14 protein-coding genes are annotated in these 14,987 nt (G+C 42.2%); all 14 read left to right on the top strand.

Features of this window, described 5'->3' with window-relative positions; translation table 11 throughout:
- Positions 1 to 133: 133 nt before the first annotated feature.
- On the top strand, positions 134 to 1,957 hold the full coding sequence (gene lepA, locus HPK16_RS02620; protein ID WP_181675462.1) for a translation elongation factor 4: 1,824 nt from the start codon (positions 134 to 136) through the stop codon (positions 1,955 to 1,957).
- Positions 1,958 to 2,043: 86 nt separating this feature from the next.
- Complete coding sequence (hemW, locus tag HPK16_RS02625) at positions 2,044 to 3,171, top strand: radical SAM family heme chaperone HemW (protein WP_181675463.1); 1,128 nt, start codon at positions 2,044 to 2,046, stop codon at positions 3,169 to 3,171.
- Between the two features lie 135 nt (positions 3,172 to 3,306).
- Positions 3,307 to 4,344, top strand: a complete 1,038-nt coding sequence (hrcA, locus tag HPK16_RS02630; RefSeq protein ID WP_181675464.1) for a heat-inducible transcriptional repressor HrcA — start codon at positions 3,307 to 3,309, stop codon at positions 4,342 to 4,344.
- A gap of 14 nt (positions 4,345 to 4,358) precedes the next feature.
- Positions 4,359 to 4,940 (top strand): nucleotide exchange factor GrpE, encoded by a 582-nt coding sequence (grpE, locus tag HPK16_RS02635; protein WP_181675465.1) that lies wholly within the window; start codon positions 4,359 to 4,361, stop codon positions 4,938 to 4,940.
- Between the two features lie 54 nt (positions 4,941 to 4,994).
- Positions 4,995 to 6,836 carry a molecular chaperone DnaK gene (dnaK, locus tag HPK16_RS02640; RefSeq protein WP_181675466.1) on the top strand — a complete coding sequence of 614 codons (1,842 nt, stop codon included), beginning with the start codon at positions 4,995 to 4,997 and terminating at the stop codon, positions 6,834 to 6,836.
- Positions 6,837 to 6,979: 143 nt separating this feature from the next.
- Complete coding sequence (gene dnaJ / locus HPK16_RS02645; RefSeq protein ID WP_181675467.1) at positions 6,980 to 8,119, top strand: molecular chaperone DnaJ; 1,140 nt, start codon at positions 6,980 to 6,982, stop codon at positions 8,117 to 8,119.
- Positions 8,120 to 8,194: 75 nt separating this feature from the next.
- Positions 8,195 to 9,136 (top strand): 50S ribosomal protein L11 methyltransferase, encoded by a 942-nt coding sequence (gene prmA, locus HPK16_RS02650; RefSeq protein WP_181675468.1) that lies wholly within the window; start codon positions 8,195 to 8,197, stop codon positions 9,134 to 9,136.
- A gap of 5 nt (positions 9,137 to 9,141) precedes the next feature.
- Complete coding sequence (locus HPK16_RS02655) at positions 9,142 to 9,885, top strand: 16S rRNA (uracil(1498)-N(3))-methyltransferase (protein ID WP_181675469.1); 744 nt, start codon at positions 9,142 to 9,144, stop codon at positions 9,883 to 9,885.
- A gap of 223 nt (positions 9,886 to 10,108) precedes the next feature.
- Positions 10,109 to 10,282 (top strand): 30S ribosomal protein S21, encoded by a 174-nt coding sequence (rpsU, locus tag HPK16_RS02660; protein ID WP_036061859.1) that lies wholly within the window; start codon positions 10,109 to 10,111, stop codon positions 10,280 to 10,282.
- 20 nt (positions 10,283 to 10,302) lie between these two features.
- Positions 10,303 to 10,749 carry a GatB/YqeY domain-containing protein gene (locus HPK16_RS02665; protein WP_181675470.1) on the top strand — a complete coding sequence of 149 codons (447 nt, stop codon included), beginning with the start codon at positions 10,303 to 10,305 and terminating at the stop codon, positions 10,747 to 10,749.
- 273 nt (positions 10,750 to 11,022) lie between these two features.
- Positions 11,023 to 11,958 (top strand): PhoH family protein, encoded by a 936-nt coding sequence (locus tag HPK16_RS02670; RefSeq protein ID WP_425487913.1) that lies wholly within the window; start codon positions 11,023 to 11,025, stop codon positions 11,956 to 11,958.
- A gap of 28 nt (positions 11,959 to 11,986) precedes the next feature.
- A complete protein-coding gene (locus tag HPK16_RS02675; protein WP_181675472.1) occupies positions 11,987 to 14,122 on the top strand; it encodes an HD family phosphohydrolase in 2,136 nt (711 codons plus the stop codon).
- 11 nt (positions 14,123 to 14,133) lie between these two features.
- The gene (gene ybeY, locus HPK16_RS02680) at positions 14,134 to 14,613 is read left to right on the top strand and encodes an rRNA maturation RNase YbeY (RefSeq protein ID WP_181675473.1); all 480 of its coding nucleotides are present in this window, start codon (positions 14,134 to 14,136) and stop codon (positions 14,611 to 14,613) included.
- On the top strand, positions 14,591 to 14,977 hold the full coding sequence (locus HPK16_RS02685; protein ID WP_181675474.1) for a diacylglycerol kinase family protein: 387 nt from the start codon (positions 14,591 to 14,593) through the stop codon (positions 14,975 to 14,977). Before ybeY ends, HPK16_RS02685 begins: the two co-directional genes overlap by 23 nt.
- Positions 14,978 to 14,987 lie beyond the last annotated feature (10 nt).

The following is a 14,987-nucleotide window of genomic DNA, read 5'->3' on the forward strand; positions in this document are numbered from 1 at the left end:
ATTACTTTACTAATTTATTTATTTTTTCACGAAAAAAGTCGGAAGTGATTGAAAATAGCGAGCTCTACTGATATAATCTATCTTAGCTTGCCATCGTTTTAATAAGATGAGTTCGAATTCGGGAGCTGGAGAAATGAAGAAAGAAGAAATGCTAGGAAGACAAAAGAAAATAAGGAATTTTTCGATAATAGCGCATATTGACCATGGTAAATCAACGCTTGCCGATCGTATCCTCGAAATGACGAATGCATTGACGCATCGTGAAATGAAGGCGCAATTGCTTGATTCGATGGATTTGGAGCGTGAGCGTGGTATTACTATCAAGCTGAACGCTGTGGAATTATCGTATACTGCCAAAGATGGCGAAACATATATTTTTCACTTGATTGATACGCCGGGACATGTCGATTTCACGTATGAAGTTTCGCGTAGTTTAGCGGCTTGTGAAGGCGCTATTCTAGTTGTGGATGCGGCGCAAGGTATTGAGGCGCAGACGCTTGCCAATGTTTACTTGGCGCTAGATAATGATTTGGAAATTATGCCGGTTATTAATAAAATTGATCTTCCAGCAGCGGAACCGGAGCGTGTTCGTGCTGAAATTGAGGATGTTATCGGATTGGATGCATCAGATGCGGTACTTGCTTCTGCAAAATCTGGTATTGGGATTGAGGATATTCTAGAACAAGTGGTTGCGAAGATTCCTGCGCCAACTGGGGATATCGATGCTCCATTACAAGCGCTTATTTTTGATTCTGTCTTTGATGCATACCGAGGTGTTATTGCAAACATTCGGATTATGCAAGGATCGGTTAAAGCGGGAGACAAGATTCGAATGATGGCCAATGGTCGTGAATTTGAGGTGACAGAAGTTGGTGTGTTTACGCCAAAATCGACACCTAGAGATCAGCTTATGGTTGGAGATGTTGGCTATTTAACTGCTGCGATTAAAAATGTGAGTGATACAAGTGTTGGGGATACGATTACACTTGCGAATAATCCTGCATCGGAAGCTTTACCTGGATATCGTAAGCTAAATCCAATGGTTTATTGTGGTTTATACCCGATTGATTCGGCGAAATACAATGATTTGCGTGATGCACTTGAAAAGCTGGAATTGAATGATTCTGCACTTCAATATGAGGCGGAGACTTCACAGGCTCTTGGTTTTGGTTTCCGTTGTGGGTTCCTTGGGTTGCTTCATATGGAAATTATTCAGGAACGTATCGAACGGGAATTTAATATTGATTTGATTACGACTGCGCCGAGTGTTATCTATCATGTTAATTTGACAGATGGTTCTAAAGTGGTAGTTGATAATCCTGCTGAAATGCCAGAACAAGGTGTTATTGATTCTGTTGAGGAGCCTTATGTGAAAGCGACAATTATGGTGCCTAACGATTACGTGGGGGCTGTCATGGAGCTTGCGCAAAATAAACGTGGGAACTTCATGACCATGGAGTATCTAGATGATATTCGTGTGAGTGTTATTTATGAAATGCCGCTTTCAGAGATTGTCTATGACTTTTTTGATCAGTTGAAATCGGGTACGAAGGGTTATGCTTCGTTTGATTATGAATTAATTGGTTATCGTGAATCGAAACTTGTGAAGATGGATATCGTGTTAAATAATGAGAAAGTCGATGCCCTTAGCTTTATTGTCCATCGTGATTTCTCTTATGAACGTGGAAAAATTATCGTAGAAAAACTGAAAGAATTGATTCCAAGACAACAGTTTGAAGTGCCAATCCAAGCTGCAATTAGTACGAAGATTGTCGCGCGTTCAACGATTAAAGCGCTTCGGAAAAACGTACTTGCTAAGTGTTATGGTGGGGACGTGTCTCGGAAACGGAAACTTTTAGAGAAGCAAAAAGAAGGTAAGAAACGTATGAAGTCCATCGGTTCGGTAGACGTGCCGCAAGAAGCTTTCATGGCAATCTTGAAAATGGATGATAAATAAAGAATTGGTGGGAAAAGCGACTTTATCTTGTTGATTGTGGACAGGAGAAGCTCGCTTTTTCTCCTTAAGGAAATGAGTGTATAAGAATGACTGCGATATATATTCACATCCCGTTTTGCGAACATATTTGCTACTACTGTGATTTTAATAAAGTGTTTCTGGAAGGGCAGCCAGTCGATGAGTATGTAGATTTGCTTATCAAAGAAATGGAAATGGTAACGGCGAAGCATACAATGGAGCCGGTGGAGACTGTTTTTGTTGGTGGTGGAACGCCGACGACATTGACGGAAGCCCAGTTGGCAAAGTTGTGTTCAGCAGTTCAGCATCTTTTTCCGATCGCGGAGAATGCTGAATTTAGTTTTGAGGCCAATCCTGGTGACTTGTCGCTGAGCAAGTTGCAAGTGATGAAAGATCATGGGGTGAATCGTTTGAGCATGGGAGTCCAGAGCTTTAACAACGAATTGTTGAAGAAAATTGGTCGGATACATACGGTGGATGATGTGTATCAATCGGTGAATAATGCGAAACAGGTTGGATTTGAGAATGTGAGCATCGATTTAATTTTCAGTTTACCGGGTCAGACGGAAGCGGATTTTGAGGATACATTGACGAAAGCTTTGGATCTGGATTTACCACATTACTCTGCGTATTCGCTTATCATTGAGCCGAAGACAATTTTCTACAATTTAATGCAAAAAGGGAAGTTGTTGCTTCCTGGTGAAGATGCTGAGGCTAATATGTATGAGAAACTAATGACGACAATGGAGCAACATGGGCGTAAACAATATGAAATTAGTAATTTCGCTAAGCCTGGTTTTGAAAGTAGGCATAATATCGTTTATTGGAGTAATGAGCATTATTTTGGCTTTGGTGCGGGGGCTCATGGGTATGTCGGCGAGACGCGATATGCGAATTATGGTCCGTTAAAAAAATATATGCAACCGCTCGAAAAGAACGAATTACCAACTTTCCAACAAAAAGAGCTGACATTGAAAGAAAAGATGGAAGAAGAAATGTTTCTCGGATTGCGAAAAGTAGCGGGTGTCGATAAGGCGCATTTTCAAGCTAAATTTGGTCAGCCGCTCGATACGACATTTGCGCGTGCGATTGATAAGACGGTTGAAAAAGGCTGGTTAGAATCTACGCCAGAAAGTGTTCGACTCACGCGGCGTGGGCGCTTCCTAGGGAATAATGTTTTCCAAGAATTTTTATAGAAGCACTGGATTTCGGCTAATTACTACTTTAGTCTGAAATCGAGTGTTTTTTGTTGACAGTAGACGGTCATAGTGGTAAATTTATAATTGTATTTAGCACTTAAACCTATCGAGTGCTAAAAAGAGGTGATAGATATGTTAACCGAGAGGCAATTGCTAATCTTTCGTGCCATTATCGACCATTTCATTGAGACTGTGCAACCAGTTGGATCTAAGAATTTGCTGAAGGAGAACAACTTGCCATTTAGTTCAGCGACGATCCGCAATGAGATGAGTGTTCTGGAAGAGTACGGATTTATTGAAAAAACGCATTCTTCATCAGGACGCATTCCTTCTGAGAAAGGTTATCGTTTCTACGTGGATTATTTACTCGAACCGCAGAAATTGAAGAAGCAGGATATTATGTCCATTCAGTCGCTTTTTTCGGAGACGTACTTTGAAATGGAGCAGCTTATTCAAAAGTCAGCGCTCATGTTGTCGGATTTGACGAATTATACATCGATTTTACTTGGTCCGGCTTCCAAACAGAACCGGTTAAGTGGTTTCCGTTTTGTGCCAATTAACAGGAATCAGGCGATGTTGATTCTGATTACGGATCAAGGTCACATTGATAATCATGTGGTGACGATTCCGGAAACGATGACGCCGAGTGATATGGAGCGGGTTGTCAATATTCTAAATGAGCGCTTGGTTGGTCTTCCGATTGATCAGATGAATTCGATGATTCCGGCAGAAGTGTCCGATCTACTACGAAGCAATGTGGTAAATCACGAATTAATGCTTTCGATTTTGAAGGATTCGTTCCAACAAGTTAGTAAGGAAAAAGTGTATTTTGGTGGCAAAACGAACATTTTGAATCAGCCGGAATTCCACGATTTTGCCAAAGTTCGCGAGTTGCTGCGGTTGATGGATCAGGAAAAGGATGTTTATCAGCTCTTTTCTGATATACCTCAAGGCCTTCATGTTAAGATTGGTACGGAGATTAATAACCATTTGATGGATGATTGTAGTATTATTACTGCGACGTACAGCATTGCCAATGAGCATGTGGGGGGCATTGTCCTCCTTGGCCCGACACGGATGGAATACGACCGCATGATGGGCTTGGTTGATCTAGTAAGTCGGGATTTAACAACTGTATTAACAAGGCTTTATCATGATAATCAAAAATAGAAGAGGTGACAAACGTGTCTGAACAAAAAAATAAAAAAGAAAAAGTAGAGCAAGAGATTGAAAAAGAAGCGGCGGAAGATTTGAACGTCGTGGAAGAAGAGATGGAAGCTCACAATGAAGAAGTAGAAAAAGAATTAACAGAAAATGAGAAGCGTTTGCTTGAGTTAGAAGAAAAATTAGCATCATCTGAGGATCGTTACTTGCGTTTGCAGGCCGATTTTGAGAATGTGAAGAAACGCAATATCGCAGAGCGTTCAGCGAATCAGAAATATCGTTCGCAATCGATTGCGGAGGAACTTTTGCCAGCGCTGGATGGTTTCCAAAAAGCACTTGACACGCAAAGCGACTCGGAACAAATGGAAGCACTTTTGACGGGCATGAAAATGGTCTATGGTCAAATTATGACGGCGCTCGAAAAGGAAGGTGTGGAAGAAATTCCGGCACTCGGCGAGCAATTCGATCCGAACTTCCACCAAGCGGTTATGCAAGATAGTGACGATTCAAAAGAAAGCAATGAAATCACGATGGAATTGCAAAAAGGATACAAGTTGAAAGACCGCGTTATCCGTCCATCGATGGTAAAAGTAAACCAATAAAACAAGAATCCGGTTGCGAGAATGTGATCGGTAACAATAGGAGGAAATAAAATTATGAGTAAAATTATCGGTATTGACTTAGGAACTACAAACTCTGCAGTGGCAGTATTAGAAGGCGGAGAGGCAAAAATTATTCCAAATCCAGAGGGCGCGCGCACAACACCATCTGTTGTCGGCTTCAAAAACGGCGAACGTCAAGTTGGGGAAGTTGCGAAACGTGCAGCAATCACAAACCCAAATACGGTGGCATCTATCAAACGCCACATGGGTACAGATTACAAAGAAACAGTGGAAGATAAAGACTATTCACCACAAGAAATCAGCGCGATCATTTTGCAATACTTAAAAGGTTACGCAGAAGATTATCTTGGTGAAAAAGTTGATAAAGCGGTTATTACAGTACCTGCTTATTTCAATGATGCGCAACGTCAAGCAACAAAAGACGCTGGTAAAATCGCAGGACTTGAAGTAGAACGTATCATCAATGAGCCTACTGCAGCAGCACTTGCTTACGGTATGGACAAAATTGACAAAGACCAAACAATCCTCGTTTTTGACTTAGGTGGCGGTACTTTTGACGTATCTATTCTAGAACTTGGTGATGGCGTATTCGAAGTTCACTCAACAGCCGGCGATAACTTGCTAGGTGGGGATGACTTTGACCAAAAAATTATTGATTTCCTAGTTGCTGAATTCAAACGCGACAACGGAATTGACCTTTCTAAAGATAAAATGGCGTTACAACGTTTGAAAGACGTTGCTGAAAAAGCGAAAAAAGATCTTTCTGGTGTGACTAGCACGCAAATTTCCCTACCATTTATCACAGCTGGAGAAGCTGGCCCACTTCACTTAGAAGTAACGCTTACTCGTGCTAAATTTGATGAATTGACACACGATTTAGTAGATCGCACAATTGCTCCAACTCGTCAAGCGTTGAAAGATGCGGGACTATCGGCTAAAGATATCGACGAAGTTATCTTAGTTGGTGGATCAACTCGTATTCCAGCAGTTCAAGAAGCAATCAAAAAAGAATTAGGAAAAGAGCCGCATAAAGGTGTAAACCCGGATGAAGTTGTAGCGATGGGTGCTGCGATTCAAGGTGGCGTAATCACTGGTGACGTGAAAGACGTTGTACTTCTAGACGTAACACCACTTTCTCTAGGAATTGAAACAATGGGTGGCGTAATGACTCCACTTATCGAACGTAATACAACAATTCCAACGTCGAAATCACAAACATTCTCGACAGCGGCTGACAATCAACCAGCAGTAGATATTCACGTATTGCAAGGCGAGCGTCCAATGTCGAAAGATAACAAAACGCTTGGTCGTTTCCAATTAACAGATTTACCACCAGCACCACGTGGCATTCCGCAAATCGAAGTTTCTTTTGATATCGATAAAAATGGTATTGTAACGGTTCGCGCGAAAGATCTTGGAACTGGTAAAGAACAAAACATCGTAATCAAATCTTCTTCAGGCTTAACAGACGAAGAGATTGAAAAAATGGTGAAAGATGCTGAATTGAATGCAGAAGAAGATAAGAAAAACAAAGAAAACGCAGAACTTCGCAACAATGCTGATCAATTAGTGTTCACTGTTGATAAAACATTAAAAGAACTAGAAGGCAAAGTGGACGAAGAAGAAGTGAAAAAAGCAGAAGCGGCTCGCGATGAGTTATCAGAAGCGCTCAAAGGTGAAGATTTTGACGTAATTAAAGAAAAAACAGACGCGTTAAATGAAATTGTTCAGGCTCTTTCCGTGAAATTGTACGAGCAAGCAGCGGCAGAACAACAAGCAGCGCAAGGTGAAAATCCTGAAGGCGGCGCAGCGAATGATGATGTTGTAGACGCTGAGTTTGAAGAAGTAAACGACGACGATCAAGAGAAAAAATAAGAATGGATGCGGGAAAAGAGTCAAAGTCTAACTGGCTTTGGCTTTTTCTCGGTTTTTGAGAGAAATCATTGTTTTACTTCGCTAAAACATGTGTTACAATACGTTAAGAGAAATACGAGAGAACAAGGAGTGAGACGCAAAAAATGGCAAAACGTGATTATTATGAAGTGCTTGGCGTTTCCAAAGGCGCCTCGGCTGATGAGATAAAAAAAGCATATCGCAAATTATCGAAGCAATTTCATCCTGATATCAATAAAGATGCTGGCGCTGATGAGAAATTCAAAGAAATATCCGAAGCATACGAAATTCTAAGCGATGAATCGAAACGCGCGCAATATGACCAATACGGACATGTCGATCCAAACCAAGGATTTGGCGGTGGTGGTTCATACGGAGGCGGCGGTTTTGGTGGCCAGGGTTTCGGTGGATTTGAAGATATTTTTGATACGTTCTTTGGTGGAGGCGGTTCGGCTCGTCAAGATCCAAATGCTCCGCGTCAAGGTAGTGATTTGCAATACAGAATGCAGTTGAAATTCAAGGAAGCTATTTTTGGTAAGGATGCTGAAATTGAAATCCCGCGTGAAGAAAGTTGTGATACGTGTGATGGAAGTGGCGCGAAACCAGGAACGCATCCTGAAAAATGTTCGCATTGTGGTGGTAAAGGTTCGATGAATGTCGAGCAAAATACGCCATTCGGCCGAATTGTTAACAAACGTACGTGTCAATACTGTAACGGTACTGGAAAAGAAATCAAGGAAAAATGTGACACGTGTCATGGGTCAGGTCGCGTCACAAAAACGAAGAAAATCAAGCTAAAAGTACCTGCTGGTGTCGATGATGGTCAACAAATGCGGGTTGCTGGTGAAGGTGAAGGCGGCGTGAACGGTGGACCAAACGGCGATCTATATGTTGTATTCTCCGTTGCGCATGATGAATTCTTTGAGCGTGAAGGCACCGATATTTATGTCGAAGTTCCGCTAACATTCGTTCAGGCCGCGCTTGGCGATGAGATTGACGTTCCGACAGTCCACGGCAAAATTCGCTTAAAAATCCCTGCCGGTACGCAAACTGGCACGACTTTCCGTTTACGCAACAAAGGTGTTCCGCATCTTCGTGGCAACGGAACAGGAGATCAGCATGTTATCGTAAAAATCATCGTTCCGAAAAAACTGGACGAGAAACAAAAAGACATTCTGCGTGAATTCGCGACAACAACTGGTGATAAAGTAGATGAGAATAGTGAAGGTTTCTTTGATAAAATGAAACGCGCGTTTAAAGGATAATAAAATAGGAAGAGGCTCAGGAATTGTATTTTTAGACATACTGAGCCTTCTTTATTGAGAAATGAGGCGGAAAAAATGAAATGGTCAGAGATTGAGATTCATTCTATAAATGAGGCAGTAGAGCCAATTACATATGCCCTGAACGATTCAGGAGCAAGCGGTGTTTCGATTGAGGATTCTGCTGATTTAACGCGCGAACATGAAGATCGTTTTGGTGAAATTTATGATTTGCAGGCAGCGGATTATCCAGCAGAAGGTGTGATTATTAAGGCGTACTTCTTAACGACGGATGATTTTTTGAAAATGGTTCCGGAGATTGAGGCGCGGATTCGTGGTTTGGTGCAGTTCGATATTCCGCTTGGTGATTTAACTTTTCAGGTCAATGAGGTGAATGATGAGGAATGGGCGACGGCTTGGAAAAAATATTATCATCCGGTTAAAATCACGGATCGGATTACAGTCGTTCCAACATGGGAGGACTATACGCCAGAAAACGAGGATGAAATGATTATCGAGCTGGATCCTGGTATGGCATTCGGAACGGGGACGCACCCAACGACACAATTGTGTGTACAGGCGCTTGAAAAAATCGTGAAACCTGGCGACGAAGTCATCGATGTTGGAACTGGCTCTGGTGTGCTCAGTATTGCAAGTGCGAAACTCGGGGCGAAAAGTGTCTTGGCAACGGATTTGGATGAAGTAGCGGTTCGTGCTGCTCGTGAGAATATCGCGCAAAACCATTGTGAGGACGTCGTGACGATTCAGCAGAATGATTTATTAAAAGGCATCGATCAAAAAGCGGATGTCATTGTAGCAAACATTTTAGCGGAGGTTATCCTGATGTTTCCAAAAGATGTGCATGCGGCGTTAAAACCAAATGGTATTTTCATCGCGTCGGGAATTATTGAACCGAAGCGAGAAATCGTGAAAGAAGCGCTGATTGAAGCTGGTTTGACGGTATATCACATCGAACAAATAACGGATTGGGTAGCTATTTACGCCAAGCGAGGTGAATAAGAAGGATGCAGCGATATTTTATTGATGAAGTCAAAGGTGAAACGGCAATTATAACGGGTGATAATTTTCATCATATCGTGCGGGTGATGCGGATGAAGCTGGATGATCAAGTTTACCTCGTCACACCAGACGAGCGTACGGCGATTGCTGGGATTAGCGAACTAGGTGATGACTTTGTACGTTTAACTGTTTTATCGTGGAAGAGCGAGTCGACAGAGCTTCCTATCAACATCACGATTGCTAGCGGCTTACCAAAAGGCGACAAACTGGAACTGATTACGCAAAAAGGGACGGAACTGGGAGCGAAACATTTCTTATCTTTTCCTGCAAAACGTTCGATTTCTAAATGGGATGGCAAAAAGGCGAAGAAAAAAGTGGAGCGTCTAGATAAGATTGCTTTGGAAGCGGCGGAACAATCGCATCGTAGTTTTGTGCCGCATTTTCAACATTTAGAATCTTTCCAAGCCTTAATTCAGTCGCTTACTCAGTATGATTATGTCGTGGTTGCCTACGAAGAGAGTGCCAAAGAGGGTGAAACCGCCGCATTGGCCACAGTTTTCAACCAGATGAAACCAGGCGAATCGGTCCTTGCCATTTTTGGACCAGAGGGTGGTTTTTCGGTGGAAGAGATTGATAAATTGGAAGCGAATAAAGCGCTCAAAGTGGGGCTGGGACCGCGAATTTTGCGTACAGAAACGGCGCCATTTTATTTACTAGCAGCAGCCTCTTATGCGTTTGAACTTTCCTGAAATGGGTATAGGAGAATAAATCGCCAACTGCTCGCAAAAATAAATAGTGAAAGTTAGCGATTTCATGTTGACTCGCCCAGCGGATTAGTTTATAATTTTTAGTGAGTGAATGCAAATAGTATGTGCATTACTTTGGAATCATTCACAGGCTAGTCTTGTGCGAGGTTTCCAAATAGCTTAGGGCATCCTTGTCCATTTAAGTGTCGGAGGGAGGGAAAGAGAGATGTCAAAAACAGTAGTTCGTAAAAACGAATCGCTTGAAGATGCTCTTCGTCGCTTTAAACGTACTGTTTCCAAAACAGGTACAATGCAAGAAGTTAGAAAGCGCGAATTTTATGAAAAACCAAGCGTAAAACGTAAAAAGAAATCAGAAGCAGCAAGAAAACGCAAATTCTAATCGAAGGGACGAAATGAAGCATGAGTCTCCTTGACCAACTGAATGAGGATATGAAACAAGCGATGCGCGCGAAAGAGAAAGAAAAACTTTCCGTTATCCGCATGTTGAAAGCGGCTTTGCAAAATGAAGCCATTCGTCTAGGTACAGATGATATATCTCCTGAAGACGAAATTACCATTCTTTCCCGTGAAATGAAGCAACGTCGTGATTCTTTGACTGAATTCAAGAAGGCAGATCGAGCTGACCTTGTTGAGAAGTTAGAAGATGAGATGGTGATCGTGCAAAGTTATTTGCCGAAGCAACTTTCCGAGGAAGAAGTCGCTGAAATTGTAAAAGTTACGATCGATGAAGTTGGTGCAACATCCCCAGCCGATTTTGGTAAGGTGATGACCGCTGTGATGCCTAAAGTAAAAGGTAAAACAGACGGTAATGTGGTTAACAAATTCGTGAAACAATATCTTTCATAAACAAGATCAAAAGAGTCAGTTCGCTGGCTCTTTTTTTGCTGGTATCGAGCAATGGAGTATTACTATCTGAACAAGGTGCTTTTGAACGTTGGTAGACTTAATCAATCCGTCACACATACGGAAACAAAAAACGAATCACTGTTAACTATTCCCCGTACATAGGCACGCCGAATAGTACCAAAATCCTGCGCTTTCGTGTATAATGTAGACACACGAAGTTAATTTTAGAGTGAAGGGGTTATTTGGATGCCAACAGATCATGAGAATATAAAAATGGACTTGGCGGAAGGTTTTGACGCTAGGGAACTGTTTGGGAATAACGATGCACATATTACTTTAATTGAAGACGCGTTCGAATTGCAGATTATCACTCGCGGGGAATCGATAACGCTACAAGGGACAGAGATAAACGAGGCACACGGAGCAGCTGTTTTGGAAGCGCTAATCAGTGTCATTTTAAAAGATATCCATGTGGACGAACGGGATGTTACACAAGCGATAAAAATGGAACAAAACGGGACTGTAGAATACTTTTCTAGTCTCTATGATGAAGAAATTACGGTGAATGCGAAAGGTAAAATGATTCGCCCTAAAACATTTGGACAACGCAAATATGTGCGTACGATTGATAAATATGATGTGGTATTTGGAATTGGGCCTGCCGGAACAGGGAAAACGTATCTAGCTGTAGTAAAAGCAGTTGCAGCCTGGAAAAAGGGAACTGTGAATAAGATTATTTTAACGCGCCCTGCTGTAGAGGCTGGCGAAAGTCTAGGTTTCTTGCCGGGTGACTTGAAGGAGAAGGTAGATCCTTACTTACGCCCAGTATACGATGCTTTATATGATATTTTTGGTGTGGAGCACACAACGCGATTAATGGATCGTGGCGTGATTGAGATTGCGCCCCTTGCTTATATGCGTGGACGGACGCTCGATAATGCGTTTGTCATTCTGGATGAAGCGCAGAACACAACAGTGGCGCAGATGAAGATGTTTTTAACGCGTCTTGGCTTTGAATCTAAGATGATTGTGAATGGGGATACAACGCAAATTGATTTACCTAAAGGGGCAACGAGTGGACTTGTGAATGCAGAGACAGTTTTGCGCGATGTGAAAAATATCGGTTTTGTGTATTTTGAGCATTTCGATGTGGTGCGTCATCCGCTTGTTGCTGAAATTATTAAAGCCTATGAAGGTAAGTTGAAGTGAGAAGAATGTAAACGAAAAGGGGGTACATATGAAGCCTACGAAAAAATGGACAGATTGGTATTATAGAACGGGAAAAAGGTATGTAACACCAGTCATTTTAATCGTCTTTTTCATTGTTGCCTTCGTGCTTATTTGTCAAATGGTGAAGCCGGAATCGTATAATGTGAAATTGTTCGAAGTGGCTCAAAAAACGATTCGTTCGCCCCAAACAATTGAAGATACACAAAAAACGGCGGAAGAGCAGGCAAAAGCTGCGACTGATGTCGATGATGTGTTTGTTTTCAACCGGGAGACGGCACAGAATCGGGAATCGCTTGTTAGTTCACTGTTCGCATATGTGACGGAAGTGAACCGTGAAGCAGCGATAAATGATGCCAAAAATGATAAAATGACATCGCTCGATCAGAAATTGGCTTCTTTAAAAGGGAAGTTATCAAAAGATGTATCAGAGGATATTACGGACGGTGTCAATGCGGCAATGCTTGCAACGCTACTCCAAATGAACGTGAAAGATTTGCAAACGGTCGAAAAAGAAGTGGTTAATGCTCTGGATGTGGCGATGGATCAAAGTGTGCGTAAAGATAATTTGACGGATACGAAAGTCAGCGCGCGCGATACGATTGAGTTGTCTAATTTGCCAGCGAGTTATAAAGGGGTTGCCAAAGCGATTCTGTCTTACGCGATTGTACCTAATGAAGTATACAATGCCGCGCAGACGGAAGATCGGCGTAAAGAGGCCTCGGCTAACGTGATTCCGGTTAAAATTTTGCAAGGGCAGGTTATTGTGCAGGAAGGTCAGATTATCGACCGGGAAATATATCGACAGCTGGCATTATTGCATTTGTTGGATCAGAAAATGCCGATTAAGCAGTATGCCGGATTTGGGCTGTTGTTGCTGTCACTCGGTGTGATGCTTTACTTCTTCACGAACAAGCAGAAAAATCTAGATAAAGAGCGGAAAAACCAATATGTACTTGTATTTTCATCGGTGTATATTGCGATATTGCTCATGTTGATGATTATTCGCTTTTTGGAAGGCGTGGACATTAGCAATATTTCATTCTTGTTTCCAGCAGCATTCGGCCCGATGATTATCAAGATTCTGCTCAATGAGAAGTTTGCTTTCATGATGACGATTTTTACTTCGGTGACGAGTTTCTTTGTTTTTCAGAGTGATGCGACGGCTGCGGTAAATGTGACGGTTTCGACCTTTATTTTACTTAGTGGACTGGCGAGTATTGTTGTTTTAAGGGATTACAGTCGCCGTTCTGCAATTCTACTATCTGGATTTGTGGTGGGACTTGCGAATATGGCTTTTGTTTTCTTGCTATTATTAATTAGTAATACAGGACTGCTCACACTTGCATTTTGGGTACCAGTTGGCTATGCTTTTCTAGGCGGCATTGGCTCGTTTGTGCTTGGCATTGGTGTGATTCCTCTATTTGAAACAGTATTTGGCATGCTTACAACGAGTCGTTTGGTGGAACTAGCGAATCCGAATCATCCTCTATTGAAAAAAATTATGATGAAAGCACCAGGAACCTATCACCACAGTTTGATGGTGGCTAATCTTGCAGAGGCTTGTACGGATGCGATTGGTGGCAATAGTTTGCTCGTTCGGGTAGGGTGTTTTTATCATGATATCGGTAAGACGATTCGCCCTCCTTATTTTGTAGAGAATCAGTTGCACGGGATTAATCCGCATGACCGACTAACGCCAGAACAGAGTCGTGATATTATTATCGCGCATACGACGGATGGCGCCGCGATTTTGCGAGATAATCATTTTCCGCAGCCGATTATCGATATTGCGTTACAACACCATGGGACAACGCTTGTGAAGTATTTTTATTACAAGGCGAAGGAGAATAATCCAGAGGTCGCAGAGGCTGATTTCCGTTATCCTGGGCCAAAACCGCAAACGAAAGAAATTGCGATTATTAATATTTCAGATAGTGTGGAGGCGGCTGTCCGCTCGTGTGATGCGCCAACCAAGGAAAAAATTAAAGCGATTGTAGATAGCATTATTGAGGATAGGATGCAAGATAAGCAGTTTGTGGCGTGTGATATTACGTTTCGGGAAATAGAGATCGTTCGTGCAACACTATGTTCGACACTCAATGGAATTTATCATCAACGTATTCAATATCCTGATGATAAGTAAGGAGGAAGACAATGACTTTAGAGCTGGATTTAATAGATGAAACCGAAGGATTGGAGCCAGATGCGCTGGACTTGGTCGAGGGTTTATTACAGTTCGCGGCAAAGCGACTGGAGATTCAAGAAGATAGTGAATTGGTTGTAACTTTCGTTGATAATGCGCGGATTCAAGAGATTAATCGTGATTATCGCGATAAAGATCAACCAACCGATGTGATTTCGTTCGCGCTAGAGGAAATGGGTGATGGCGAAACCGAGATTGCTTGGGACGAGGATATGGAGGCGCCGCGTATTTTAGGAGATATCATTATTTCCACGGAGCGGGCGTTAGAACAAGCGGACGAGTACGGGCATGGATTCGATCGCGAATTAGGTTTCTTGGCGTTACACGGGCTTCTGCATCTCCTGGGATACGACCATATTGAACCAGAGGATGAAGACGTGATGTTTTCATTACAAAGAGAAGTGTTGAATGCTTATGGACTCGAAAGATAAAGTAAAGGTCACGAGCAATCGACGCTTCAGGAAATCATTTATCCATGCCGTTACAGGTGTTAAAACAGCGATTTTAGAAGAACGCCACATGCGCGTCCATATTACTGCTGGGATGATTGTCATTATTTGTGGTGTTTTTTTCAAAGTAACAAAGATAGAGTGGTTATTTCTAATTTTCTCGATTTTCAACGTTTTGACATTTGAGATGATTAATACAGCGATTGAACGCGCAGTGGATGTGGCGACAGAAGACTTCCATCCCTATGCTAAAAAAGCGAAAGACGTCGCAGCAGGAGCCGTTTTGCTAGCTTCAATTTGTTCGGCGGTTATTGGACTCTTTATTTTTATACCAAAATTATTTTAAAAGGAGTTTT

This window comes from Paenilisteria rustica (genome assembly GCF_013820765.1).
In the GTDB taxonomy this organism is placed as follows: Bacteria; Bacillota; Bacilli; order Lactobacillales; family Listeriaceae; genus Listeria_A; species Listeria_A rustica.

What these genes read in the sequence shown, in the direction of transcription:
- lepA (WP_181675462.1), top strand. Translation starts at nt 134, where the DNA reads ATGAAGAAAGAAGAAATGCTAGGAAGACAAAAGAAAATAAGGAATTTT.
- hemW (WP_181675463.1), top strand. Translation starts at nt 2,044, where the DNA reads ATGACTGCGATATATATTCACATCCCGTTTTGCGAACATATTTGCTAC.
- hrcA (WP_181675464.1), top strand. Translation starts at nt 3,307, where the DNA reads ATGTTAACCGAGAGGCAATTGCTAATCTTTCGTGCCATTATCGACCAT.
- dnaK (WP_181675466.1), top strand. Translation starts at nt 4,995, where the DNA reads ATGAGTAAAATTATCGGTATTGACTTAGGAACTACAAACTCTGCAGTG.
- dnaJ (WP_181675467.1), top strand. Translation starts at nt 6,980, where the DNA reads ATGGCAAAACGTGATTATTATGAAGTGCTTGGCGTTTCCAAAGGCGCC.
- prmA (WP_181675468.1), top strand. Translation starts at nt 8,195, where the DNA reads ATGAAATGGTCAGAGATTGAGATTCATTCTATAAATGAGGCAGTAGAG.
- HPK16_RS02655 (WP_181675469.1), top strand. Translation starts at nt 9,142, where the DNA reads ATGCAGCGATATTTTATTGATGAAGTCAAAGGTGAAACGGCAATTATA.
- rpsU (WP_036061859.1), top strand. Translation starts at nt 10,109, where the DNA reads ATGTCAAAAACAGTAGTTCGTAAAAACGAATCGCTTGAAGATGCTCTT.
- HPK16_RS02665 (WP_181675470.1), top strand. Translation starts at nt 10,303, where the DNA reads ATGAGTCTCCTTGACCAACTGAATGAGGATATGAAACAAGCGATGCGC.
- HPK16_RS02670 (WP_425487913.1), top strand. Translation starts at nt 11,023, where the DNA reads ATGGACTTGGCGGAAGGTTTTGACGCTAGGGAACTGTTTGGGAATAAC.
- HPK16_RS02675 (WP_181675472.1), top strand. Translation starts at nt 11,987, where the DNA reads ATGAAGCCTACGAAAAAATGGACAGATTGGTATTATAGAACGGGAAAA.
- ybeY (WP_181675473.1), top strand. Translation starts at nt 14,134, where the DNA reads ATGACTTTAGAGCTGGATTTAATAGATGAAACCGAAGGATTGGAGCCA.
- HPK16_RS02685 (WP_181675474.1), top strand. Translation starts at nt 14,591, where the DNA reads ATGCTTATGGACTCGAAAGATAAAGTAAAGGTCACGAGCAATCGACGC.